This is a genomic window from Tersicoccus mangrovi (assembly GCF_036881825.1).
Lineage (GTDB): Bacteria > Actinomycetota > Actinomycetes > Actinomycetales > Micrococcaceae > Tersicoccus > Tersicoccus mangrovi.
In genome coordinates this window covers 1-11,432 of the sequence record NZ_JBAJMW010000008.1, presented here as the reverse complement: position 1 = coordinate 11,432, position 11,432 = coordinate 1, and the positions used below count along the sequence as shown (strand labels likewise).

Below are 11,432 nucleotides of genomic sequence, written 5' to 3'. Positions count from 1 at the left end.
CGTCTTCGAGTCAGTCGCCCGTCGCCGCGGCCGCCGTCCGTCCCGGACCGGCCCGCCTCCTTCGAACCGAGGTCCTCCGTGCCCCGCCCCGCCCGCACCCTCACCGCGCTCGCGGTCGCCGCCCTCCTGCTGCCGCTCGCCGCGTGCAGCGACAGCGGCGGCACGAACGCCGGCTCCTCCGCCTCCTCCGGTGACGGCCGCCTCCAGGTGGTCGCCTCCACCGACGTGTACGGAGACATCGCCGCGACCGTCGGTGGCGACGCGGTGACGGTGACCTCGCTGATCAACCGGCCGGACCAGGACCCTCACTCGTACGAGGCGACGGTGCGGGACCGGCTGGCCGTGTCCAGGGCGGACCTCGTCATCGTCAACGGCGGCGGCTACGACCCGTTCATGGAGTCGCTGATCTCGGCGGACCACGTCGCCGCGGCGAACGTGATCGACGCGGTCGCCACCTCGGGCCTGGAGGAGAGCAGCGCCGGCGCCTCGGAGTCGCCGTCCGACGGGCACGATCACGGCGCCTTCAACGAGCACGTCTGGTACAGCCTGCCGACGGCGGAGAAGATCGTCGCCGCCGTGAAGGACAGGCTCGCGGCCCAGCGGCCGGCCGACGCGAAGGCCTTCAACACCAACGCCGACGCGCTGACCGCGAAGCTGGCCGCCCTGCGCGCGCGGCTGGCCGCGGCGAAGTCCGCCACCGCGAAGGACGGCGTCCAGCACGACGTCGCGATCACCGAGCCCGTGCCGCTGTACCTGCTGCAGGACGCCGGGCTGCACAACGTCACCCCGGCCTCGTTCACCCACGCCGTCGAGGAGGGCGGGGACGTGTCCCCGACGGACCTGAACGCCGTGCGCACGCTCATGCAGCAGAAGAAGGTCGCTCTGCTCGCCTACAACACCCAGTCCGAGAGCGAACAGACGCGGGCCGTCGCCGCCGCGGCGCAGAGCGCGGGCGTCCCCGTCGTCGACTTCACCGAGACCCTGCCCGACGGCACGCACTACGCTGACTGGATGTCCGCGAACATCGGCGCTGTCGAGTCCGCCCTGCGGGCCCGGCGGTGAGCCCCGCTCCCACCACCCCCGCCGCCCGTCTGGACGGTGCCACCCTCTCCTTCGGCGACCGCCGCATCTTCGACGGCCTGGACCTGACCGTCGAACCGGGCGAGTTCCTCGCCGTTCTCGGCCCCAACGGCTCCGGCAAGACCACCCTGCTGCGGACACTGCTCGGACTCCAGCACCTCGACGCCGGCACGGTCACGGTCGACGGGCACGCGCCCGGACGCGCCTCCGCCCGCACCGGCTACATCCCGCAACAGCGGCCGTTCGCGCCCTACACCCCGCTGCGGGCACGTGACCTCGTGGGCCTCGGGCTCGACGGCACCCGGCTCGGCCTGCGCGTCAAGCGGCGCGAGCACGCCCGCCGCGTCGACGAGCTGCTCGAGCGGGTCGGCGCGACGTCCTACGCGGACGCCCCGGTCGGGGCGCTCTCCGGCGGGGAGCAGCAGCGCCTGCGCGTGGCCCAGGCCCTGGCCACCCGGCCGCGGCTGCTGCTGTGCGACGAGCCGCTGCTCTCGCTGGACCTGAAGCACCAGCAGGCCGTCGCCGAGCTGATCGACCGGCAGCGCACCGACCAGGGCAGCGCCGTCGTCTTCGTCACCCACGAGATCAACCCGATCCTCGACCACGTGGACCGGGTGCTCTACCTCGTCGGCGGACGGTTCCGGCTGGGCACGCCGGACGAGGTGCTGCGCACCGACGTGCTCTCCGACATGTACGGGTCGCGGGTCGAGGTGATCGAGACCGGCGGCCGGCTCGTCGTCGTCGGCCTGCCCGACGCCACGACCCATCACCACCACGATCACCAGGCCGATCCGGGCGAGGAGGACTGACGTGAACACCGACGCGTTCTGGGGTTCGATCATCAACTTCGCCGACTACGGGGAGCTGCTGCCGCTCGTCACCACCTCGCTGGTCGCCGCCGCCGTGCTCGGGCTCGTGGGCGGGTTGATCGGGGTGTTCGTGATGATGCGCGACCTCGCCTTCGCCGTGCACGGCATCGCCGAGCTCTCCTTCGCGGGAGCGTCCTTCGCGCTGCTCATCGGGGTCAACGTCATCGCCGGCTCGCTCGTCGGGTCGGTCCTGGCCGCCGTCGTGCTCGGGCTGATGGGCGTGCGGGCGCGGGACCGCAACTCCACGATCGGGGTGCTGATGCCGTTCGGCCTGGGCCTCGGCATCCTCTTCCTCTCCCTCTACCAGGGGCGCTCCGCCAACAAGTTCGGGCTGCTGACCGGGCAGATCGTCGCCGTCGAGGCCGTCCAGCTGCAGTGGTTGCTGGTCGTCGCGGTGGTCGTCCTCGCCGGGCTCGCCGTGCTGTGGCGACCCCTCGTGTTCGCCAGCGCCGATCCCGACATGGCGGCCGCCCGCGGCCTCCCGGTGGGCGTCCTCTCGGTCGCCTTCATGGTGCTGCTGGGCCTGTCCGTGGCGTTGTCCATCCAGGTGGTCGGCGCGCTGCTCGTGCTCTCGCTGCTGATCACGCCCGCCGCCGCGGCACTGCGCGTGACCTCCACGCCGTGGCTCGTGGCCGTGCTCAGCGTCGTGTTCGGGGTGACGGCCGCGGTCGGCGGCATCCTCCTCGCCCTCGGCGGGACCATCCCCATCAGCCCCTACGTCACCACCATCTCGTTCCTCATCTACCTGGTGTGCCGGGTGACGGGCGCGGTACGGGAGCGGCGGGGCGGACACGCGCGGGCCGGGCGGTCGCCCGAGCTGGAGCCCGACGACGCCGTCGCGGTGTCCTGAGCCGGCCGCGGTGTCCTGAGCCGGTCGTCCGGCTCACCTTCTGCCGGGGCGGGTCAGCGCCGCGCGGCCGAGCACCGCGGGCAGAGCCCGTACACCTCGACGGTGTGCTCGACCTCGGTGAAGCCGTTCTCGGCGGCGATCCGCTCGGCCCACGACTCGATCGCGGGCGCCTGCACCTCCACCGCCTTGCCACACACGCGGCACACCAGGTGGTGATGGTGGACCGAGACCTCGCACCGGCGGTAGACGGCCTCGCCGTCCGCCCCGCGCAGCACGTCCACCCGGCCGTCGTCGGCCATCGACTGCAGCACCCGGTACGCCGTCGCGAGCGAGACGCGCTCACCGCGCTCGGTCAGGATACGGTGCAGCTCCTGGGTGCTGACGAAGTCGTCGAGCTCGTCGAGGACGCGGGAGACCGCGGCGCGTTGACGGGTGTTCCGCTCGGCCGGACGCGAGACCTGACGGGCATCCGCCGGGGCGTCCGCGGCGGCTGAGGACGATCGGCTCGACACGGGGGATGCCTCCTGCGGCGGGAGAGACTGCTCCGTCGAGCCTAGCAGCGCGGGGCCCGAGGACCCGGCGCGGAGGACCGCCCCGGCAGGCCGACGTGACGCTGGCTACGCTGGGGTCATGCAGTTGACGAAGTACACCCATTCCTGCGTCCGCCTCGAGGACCACGGCACGGTGCTGGTCATCGATCCCGGATCCTTCTCCGAAGTGGACACCGCCCTGCAGGGCGCGGACGCCGTCCTCATCACCCACGAGCACCCCGACCACGTCGTGCCCGAGAAGCTGCTCGCCGCCCTCGCGGCCTCACCGGAGCTGACGGTGCACGCGCCCGCCTCGGTGGCCGAGAGCCTGCGGGCGGACGCCGACGCCGCCGTGGCCGACCGGATCACCACCGCCGAGCCCGGTACGAGCTTCGAGGTGGCCGGCTTCTCGGTGCGGACCGTCGGCGGCCAGCACGCTCTGATCCACCCGCGCATCCCGATGGTCGCCAACATCGGCTACGTCATCGACGAGAACGTCTACCACCCGGGCGACTGCTTCATCGTCCCGGACGGCGTCGCGGTGAAGACGCTGCTGGTGCCGCTGCACGCCCCGTGGTCCAAGACCGCCGAGGTGATCGACTTCGCGATCGCCACCCGGGCGCCGCGGGCCGTCCCGATCCACGACGCGCTGCTGACCGACACCGGTCGCGGCATGGCCGAGACGCATCTGGGCACGCATGCCGGGGCCTACGGCGTCTCCGTCGAGCACCTCGACCCGGGTCAGAGCATCGAGGTCTGAGGTACAGGCCGTTCGCGCAGGAACCGCGACCGGCGGCTCACCTGCGCGAACGTCGTCCTTCGCGTCGAGCCGCCGGTGCACGGACGGCGCCTGAGCCGGGCCTAGGCTGACCCCATGCTCAACGTGAGGATCTTCCGGGACGGACGGCACGAGGACCGCCGTCTCGACGTCGACGAGGTCGCGTCGCTGTCCCAGGCTCACGACGCGTGCCTGTGGGTGTGCCTGCCGGCGAGCCGCCGCGACGAGGTGCGCCGCCTGTTGCCGGTCCTCGGCGTGCACCAGCTCGCCGTCGAGGACGTCGTCACCGAGCACCAGCGGCCCAAGCTGGAACGCTATGCCGACCACCTCTTCCTCAACGCCTATGCGGCGCGCATCGAGGACCGCCCGGGCCGGATGCCGGGGCTCGCGCTGACCGAGGTGTCCGCGGTGATCCGGCGCAACGTGCTGATCGTGCTCGCGGAGGACGACGGCTTCGATGCCGACGACGTGCTCAGCCGCGCCGACGACAACGAGGAACTCGCCGGGACCGGGGTGTGGCGGCTCGTGCACGCGCTCGTCGACAATCTGGCCGACAGCCAGCTCGCCGCGGCCGAACGCCTCGACGAGGCCGCCGACGCCCTGGGTGACGACCTGTTCTCCGAGGACGAGGGGTCGACGCGGAGTTCGCTGCAGCGGGACGGTTTCACCCTGCACAAGACCCTCGTCAACCTGCGCCGTGTGCTGCTGCCGATGCGCGAGGTGACGGCGACCATGCTGCGGCACGTGCACGAGGACGCCGCCGGTGGCGACGGCGGGGACGCCGCGGCCCGGAATGGGGAGCAGTCGGAGCCGGACGAGAGCAAGCAGCGCAGGCTCGCCGAACTCGCGGCCTACCTGCAGGACGTCAACGACCACGTGCTGCGCGCCATCGACTGGACCGAATCGGCCCGCGACATGTCCACGAACGTGCTGCAGACGCACCTGACCATCCAGGGCAACACGCTCAACGTCGTCATGAAGAAGGTCACGAGCTGGGCGGCGATCATCGCCGTGCCCACCCTGATCACCGGCTTCTACGGGATGAACGTCCCGTACCCCGGCTTCGACACCGTGCCCGGCGTCGTCGTCGCCTGCTTGCTGATCCTCGTGTGCTCCGGCGCGCTGTGGTGGCAGTTCAAACGACGGGACTGGCTGTGAGCGGGATGGGCTTCTCGACCACGACGACGGAGGAACGATGACGGAACAGACCTCGCAGGACCTGATCTCGGCGGCCGACCTGGCCGAGGCACTCGCCGCGTCGCGGTCCGGCGGCGGCCGGCGCGTCGTGCTGCTGGACGTGCGGTGGAAGCTCGGCGACCCGCACGGGGCCGAGCACTACCGCGAGGGACACGTGCCGGGCGCCGTCTACGTCGACCTCGACCGGGAGCTCGCCGCCGAGCCCACCGCCACGACCGGCCGGCACCCGCTGCCCGAGCCGGCGCGGTTCTCAGCGGCGGTTCGCCGGTGGGGCGTGAACCCGGGCGACACCGTCGTCGCGTACGACGACGCGAACGGCTTCGGGGCCGCGCGCGCCTGGTGGTTGCTCCGGCATGCCGGCCTGGCCGACGTCCGCGTGCTCGACGGGGGACTGGCCGCGTGGACCGGCGCGGGACACGAGCTGGACCGCGAGCCGGTCGACCCCGTGCCCGGGACGGTCGAGGTCGGCTGGGGCCGGATGGCCGTCGTGGAGCTGCCCGACGTTGCCGGTGCTGCCCGCGACGGCGTGCTGCTCGACGCGCGGGCGGGGGAGCGGTACCGGGGTGAGACGGAGCCGATGGACCCGAAGGCGGGACACATCCCCGGCGCGCTCAGCGCCCCCACGACGGAGAATCTCGCCGCCGACGGCACGCTGCTTCCGCCGGACGCGCTGCGGTCCCGCTTCGAGGCACTCGGCGTCACCGCCGGCGTCACGGTCACCGCGTACTGCGGTTCCGGGGTGAGCGCGGCCCAGGAGGTTCTGGCGCTGCGGCAGGCGGGGATCGACGCGGCGCTGTTCCCGGGGTCGTGGTCCCAGTACGCCGCGACGGACGGGCCGGTGGCCACCGGCGGCGAACCCGGCTGAGGGCAGGCGGAATTCTCCGTTCCGCGGTCACCCGCACCGAGATCGACGCCGGTGTGGGGTGCGTCGAGGCGGCTCGGCGTCGTCTGCCCGAGTCCGTCGGTTCCGCCCGTGCGCCCCGGTCGGTGACCACCCCCTGAGGGCGGCACCGACGGACTCACCGAGCGCTCAGCGCTGCCTGGTGGCCGACGGATTGCCCGTGGCGCCGCCGGACCGGGCGCCGGTAGCGTGCCGGTATGACCTTCGGACGACCCAAGCCCCCACCGCCCGGCACCCGCTTCACGGCGGAGAGCTCCACCGAGAAGATCTCCACCGAGAAGGCGGAGCCGACGCTGTTCACCCGGATCATCGACGGCGAGATCCCCGGTGACTTCGTGTGGAAGGACGACGCCGTTGTCGTGTTCCTCTCGATCGGGCCGCTGGCCGATGGACACGCGCTCGTCGTGCCGCGTGCCGAGGTGGACGCCTGGACCGACCTGCCCGCCGACCTGATATCACACACCATGGAGGTCGCCCAGATCGTGGGCAAGGCGCAGTTGCAGGCGTTCGACGGCGAGCGCATCGGCGTCATCATCGCCGGCTTCGAGATCCCGCACACCCACGTGCATGTCTTCCCGGCCACGTCCGAGAAGGAGTTCAGCTTCGCCAACGCTGCGAAGGACCCCGACATGGACCGGTTGGCCGCCAACGGCCGGGCCCTGCGTGCGGCGCTCCGCACTGCCGGCCACGAAGCCAACGTCCCGGAGGACTGACCTCGGCTCGGCAACCGTCCGAGCCGCCGTGGCTGTCCGTCCGGCGCCGGCGAAGTTCGTGCTTCCTGCGTCGAGTGGGCCGACGACGTCGTCACTCGCGCAGATGAGGGCGTCATCCGTCCACTCGGTGCGAGCGGGTCGTCGAGTGGGCGGACGATGTTGTTGCGGGCGAGTTTCGCCGCATCGACCGTCCACTGGGTGCGTGCGGGTCGTTGAGTGGGCGGATGATGTCGTTGCGGGCGAGTTTCGCCGCATCGACCGTCCACTGGGTGCGAGCGGGTCGTTGAGTGGGCGGACGATGTCGTTGCGGGCCAGTTTCGCCGCATCGAACGTCCACTCGGCGCGTCATGCGGCGGCGGAACCGGCCCCGGCCGAAGCGCGAGCACCGCCTGGATCGGCGTCAGCCGCTCGTGGCCGCCTTCAGCGCCGTGCGCACCCGCTTCTCCGAGACGGAGTAGGCCGTCCCGAGTTCGACGGCGAACAGGCTGACGCGCAGCTCCTCGATCATCCACCGCACGTGCGTCAGCGCCGCCGACGGGCGGGCGCCCGGTGGCAGGGCGGCGACGGCCGCGTCGTACTCGTCCTCGAGGCGCTGCACGACGGCCATCGACAACCCGTCTCGCTGGACATTCGTCGGCAGCTTCTCCAGCCGCCGGCTGATGCCCGTCAGGTAGCGCGGGTAGTGCTGCAGTTGCGCCCATCCGGTCGCCGCGACGAACCCCGGGTACACCAGGTGCTCCAGCTGGGCCTTGATGTCGTTCAGGGCACTGACCAGCGTGAGCGACGTCGTGCCCTTGAGCGACCGGCGGATCTGCGCGGCCTCCGCGAGCACTTTCTCCACGACGGCGGTGACGGCGAAGACCGTGTCGATCAGCTCGGCCCGGACGTGCTCGAACAGCGCGTCGTACGCGGCCCGGGTCCACGGCGCGTCCGCCGGCACCAGCCGGTCGATCGCGGCGAGCGTGCAGTCCTCGATCAGCGACGCGACGGAGCCGTGCGGGTTCTGCGTGAAGGTCAGCTTCTCCCGGTTGGAGAGGTGGTCCAGCACGTACCGCTGCGGCGAGGGCACCCGGAGCGCGAGCAGCCGGACGACACCGCGGCGCTGCGCCTGCGCCGCCTCGTCCCGGTCGGTGAGGGCCCGCAGGGAGACGGTGTCCCCGTCGTCGACGAGTGCCGGGTAGCCGGTGACGGCGTGCCCGGCGACCGTCGTGGAGACCTCCCGCTCGATCGTCCCGGACCCGTCCGGCCACGCGGTCAGGCCCGTCTGCTCGGCGAAGGCAGGCCCGGCGGCCGACCCGGCGGCGGTATCGGTGGGCGACGCCGGCGCCCCCTCCCGTCCGCGACCCCGCCCGCGGCCACGACCGCGACCCCGCCCACCGTCGGCGGAGTCGGTGCCGGTCGCCAGGCCGCGGCCGGCGGCCTCGCCGACCGTCTGCCCACCCAGCGTCGCCGCGACGGCGCGCCGGGACGCGTCCGCCAGCCCGGCCTGCAGCCGCTCGAGCGACGTGTCCTCGCCGAGCACGCGGCCGGTGCCGTCGACGACGACGAACCGCAGCCGCAGGTGCGCCGGGATCGCGGCGACGTCGAACAGGGCCGGGTCGACGACGATGCCGCGCAACCGCCGCAGCACGAGGGCGAGTGAGGGCAGCAGCTCGTCGGTCGACGCGTCGAAATCGGCGTCCAGGGCCTCGACGGCCGAGCGCGCGACGTCGGGAGCCGGCACGACGTTCTTGCGGATCGCCTTGGGCAGGGACCGGATCAGCGCGGTCACGAGCTCGACCCGCAGGCCCGGGATCTGCCACGCGAACGGGCCCGGCTCCAGCTGCTGGAGGAACAGCACGGGCACGGTGACGCTCACGCCGTCCTCGGCGCCGGGCTGGTGCGTCCGCTCGGCGGCCGGGTCGTACGCGTAGGTCAGGGCCAGCTCGTGGCCCTGCTGGCCCCACACCGTGGGGAACGCGTCGGTGTCCAGGTCCTCGCCACCGGCGAGGACGAGGCTGCGGTCCAGGTCGAGCAGGTCAGGGCGGCGGTGGCGTTCCCGCTTCCACCAGGCGTCGAAGTGCCGGCCCGAGACGATGGACGCCGGCAACCGCTCGTCGTAGAACTCGACGAGGGTCTCGTCGTCCACGCGCAGGTCACGGCGCCGCATCCGGGTCTGCAGCTCCTCGACGGAGTCCAGCAGCTCGCGGTTGCGGCGGAAGAACGGGTGGTGGGTGCGCCAGTCGCCCTCCACCAGGGCGTGCCGGATGAACAGGTCGCGGGAGACCTCCGGGTCGATCCGCCCGTAGGTCACGCGGCGGCGGGCGACGATCGGCAGCCCGTACAGGGTGACCTTCTCCCACGCCATGACGGCGCCGCTCTTCGCGGACCAGTGCGGCTCGGAGTAGGAGCGCTTGACCAGGTCCGGCGCGAGGTCCTCGACCCAGGCCGGGTTGATCCGGGCGTTGACCCGCGCCCACAGCCGGGACGTCTCGACCAGCTCGGCGCTCATCACCCAGTCCGGGTTCTTCCGGAAGAGGGAGGAGCCGGGGAAGATGGCGAACCGTGTGCCGCGGGCGCCGGTGTACTCGCGCTTGCGCTCGTCCCACAGCCCGACCTGGCTGAGCAGCCCGGCCAGCAGCGACTGGTGGATGGCATCGTGACCGGCGACGGCGTCGACGTCCCGGCCCGGGGCCAGGGTGATGCCGAGCGGCTTGGCGAGCTGGCGCAGCTGCGCGAACAGGTCCTGCCACTCGCGGATCCGCAGGTAGTTGAGGAACTCGGCGCGGCACAGCCGGCGGAACGCGTTGCCGGAGAGCGCCCGCTGCTGTTCCTGCAGGTGGTTCCACAGCAGCAGGAAGCCGGTGAAGTCGCTCGTGGGGTCGACGAAGCGGGCGTGCTTCTCCTTGGCCTGCGCCTCCTTGTCGGCGGGCCGCTCGCGGGGGTCCTGGATGGTCATCGCCGCGGCGAGGATCATCACCTCCTTGGCGCACCCCCGCTTGGACGCCTCGACGATCATCCTGCCGAGCCGCGGGTCCACCGGCAGCTGGGCGAGCTGGCGGCCGACCTCGGTCAGGGCCGACCCGCGTGACGGCGTCGCCTCACCGGCACGCGCCGCCGCGGTCCGTGCCGGGGCGAGGGCGCCGAGCTCCCGGAGCAGGGTGACGCCGTCGTTGATCGCCCGCTCGGCCGGAGGCTCGACGAACGGGAACGCCGCGACCTCCTTCGGGCCCTCGGCGATGCCCATCGCGGCCATCTGGAGGATGACGGCGGCGAGGTTGGTGCGCAGGATCTCCGGGTCGGTGAACTCAGGACGGGCCTCGAAGTCCTCCTCCGAGTACAGCCGGATGCAGATGCCGTCCGCGACGCGGCCGCAGCGGCCGGCCCGCTGGTTGGCCGACGCCTGGGAGATGCGCTCGATCGGCAACCGCTGGACCTTGGTGCGCACGCTGTAGCGCGAAATGCGTGCCGTGCCGGGGTCGATCACGTACCGGATGCCCGGCACGGTCAGCGACGTCTCGGCCACGTTGGTGGCGAGCACGATGCGCCGGTGCGGGCCCGGGGAGAAGACCCGGTGCTGTTCGGCCAGCGACAGCCGCCCGAACAGGGGGAGCACCTCCGCGTCGGCGAGCCGGCGGTTGCCGGGCAGACGGGCGCGCAGCGCCTCGGCCGCGTCGCGGATCTCGCGCTCGCCGGAGAAGAACACGAGGATGTCGCCGGGCGCCTCGCGGGAGAGCTCGTCGACCGCGTCGCAGACGGCGTCGAGCGGGTCGCGGCCCTCGGCCTGGGCGTCGCCGTCCTCGTCGTCCTCCTCGGCCGGCTCGGTCAGCGGCCGGTAGCGGACCTCGACGGGATACGTGCGGCCGGAGACCTCGAGGATCGGGGCGGGCTCCGGCGCCTCGCCCTCGGCCGGCGGCAGCGCGAAGTGCTCGGCGAACCGCTCCGGGTCGATCGTGGCGGAGGTGATGATGACCTTCAGGTCCGGCCGGGTGGGCAGCAGCCGCTTGAGGTAGCCGAGCAGGAAGTCGATGTTCAGGCTGCGCTCGTGGGCCTCGTCGATGATGATCACGCTGTAGCGGCGCAGCTGCGGGTCGTTCTGGATCTGCGCGAGCAGGATGCCGTCCGTCATGAGCCGGATGCGGCTGGCCGGACCGGTGACGGAGGTGAACCGCACCTGGAATCCGACCGTCTCGCCGACGGTCTCGCCGAGCTCTTCGGCGATGCGCTCGGCGACGGTGCGGGCCGCCAGTCGCCGCGGCTGCGTGTGGGCGATCAAGCCGCGCTCGCCGAGGCCCAGCTCGAGACACATCTTGGGGATCTGGGTGGTCTTGCCCGAGCCGGTCTCCCCGGCGATGATCGTCACCTGGTTGGCGGCGACGGTGGCCATGATGTCCTCGCGGCGTGCGCTGACGGGCAGCGCGGCGGGGTAGCTGATGGTGGCCGGCACGATGACCCAGTCTAGGTGTTGTGGGTCATGACGTTGCCGACGGTGGGGTGGGGGTGAGGAAACGGGCTCCTGGTCGGCACGATGGGAG

The 11,432-nt window shown here is 72.5% G+C and carries 9 protein-coding genes; 7 read left to right on the top strand and 2 right to left on the bottom strand.

Annotated features, from left to right (window positions below):
• Positions 1–78: 78 nt before the first annotated feature.
• The 3 genes from V6N00_RS14740 to V6N00_RS14730 are packed head-to-tail and all read left to right on the top strand — an operon-like array spanning position 79 to position 2,799.
• A complete protein-coding gene (locus V6N00_RS14740) occupies positions 79–1,062 on the top strand; it encodes a metal ABC transporter solute-binding protein, Zn/Mn family (protein ID WP_334233448.1) in 984 nt (327 codons plus the stop codon).
• On the top strand, positions 1,059–1,889 hold the full coding sequence (locus tag V6N00_RS14735; RefSeq protein ID WP_334233446.1) for a metal ABC transporter ATP-binding protein: 831 nt from the start codon (positions 1,059–1,061) through the stop codon (positions 1,887–1,889). The genes V6N00_RS14740 and V6N00_RS14735 overlap by 4 nt, the downstream gene beginning before the upstream one ends.
• Position 1,890: 1 nt before the next feature.
• A complete protein-coding gene (locus V6N00_RS14730; protein WP_334233444.1) occupies positions 1,891–2,799 on the top strand; it encodes a metal ABC transporter permease in 909 nt (302 codons plus the stop codon).
• A 53-nt stretch (positions 2,800–2,852) separates the two neighbouring features.
• Here V6N00_RS14730 and V6N00_RS14725 read toward each other — a convergent pair whose 3' ends face one another.
• Positions 2,853–3,311: a Fur family transcriptional regulator gene (locus tag V6N00_RS14725; RefSeq protein WP_334233442.1), complete on the bottom strand. Its 459-nt coding sequence runs from the start codon at positions 3,309–3,311 to the stop codon at positions 2,853–2,855.
• A 118-nt stretch (positions 3,312–3,429) separates the two neighbouring features.
• On the opposite strand from V6N00_RS14725, the gene V6N00_RS14720 reads away from it, so the two are divergent.
• From V6N00_RS14720 to V6N00_RS14705, 4 genes are all read left to right on the top strand, one after another.
• On the top strand, positions 3,430–4,089 hold the full coding sequence (locus tag V6N00_RS14720; RefSeq protein ID WP_334233440.1) for an MBL fold metallo-hydrolase: 660 nt from the start codon (positions 3,430–3,432) through the stop codon (positions 4,087–4,089).
• Positions 4,090–4,203: 114 nt separating this feature from the next.
• Positions 4,204–5,265 (top strand): magnesium transporter CorA family protein, encoded by a 1,062-nt coding sequence (locus V6N00_RS14715; RefSeq protein ID WP_334233437.1) that lies wholly within the window; start codon positions 4,204–4,206, stop codon positions 5,263–5,265.
• Between the two features lie 37 nt (positions 5,266–5,302).
• Positions 5,303–6,169, top strand: a complete 867-nt coding sequence (locus V6N00_RS14710) for a sulfurtransferase (protein ID WP_334233435.1) — start codon at positions 5,303–5,305, stop codon at positions 6,167–6,169.
• Positions 6,170–6,402: 233 nt separating this feature from the next.
• Entirely contained in the window at positions 6,403–6,918 is a 516-nt protein-coding gene (locus V6N00_RS14705) for an HIT family protein (RefSeq protein WP_334233434.1), read from the top strand.
• Between the two features lie 400 nt (positions 6,919–7,318).
• Here V6N00_RS14705 and hrpA read toward each other — a convergent pair whose 3' ends face one another.
• Positions 7,319–11,344: an ATP-dependent RNA helicase HrpA gene (hrpA, locus tag V6N00_RS14700; protein WP_334233432.1), complete on the bottom strand. Its 4,026-nt coding sequence runs from the start codon at positions 11,342–11,344 to the stop codon at positions 7,319–7,321.
• Positions 11,345–11,432: the final 88 nt, after the last annotated feature.

Coding starts and splice junctions, on each gene's coding strand:
- V6N00_RS14720 (WP_334233440.1), top strand. CDS start 3,430: ATGCAGTTGACGAAGTACACCCATTCCTGCGTCCGCCTCGAGGACCAC.
- V6N00_RS14715 (WP_334233437.1), top strand. CDS start 4,204: ATGCTCAACGTGAGGATCTTCCGGGACGGACGGCACGAGGACCGCCGT.
- V6N00_RS14710 (WP_334233435.1), top strand. CDS start 5,303: ATGACGGAACAGACCTCGCAGGACCTGATCTCGGCGGCCGACCTGGCC.
- V6N00_RS14705 (WP_334233434.1), top strand. CDS start 6,403: ATGACCTTCGGACGACCCAAGCCCCCACCGCCCGGCACCCGCTTCACG.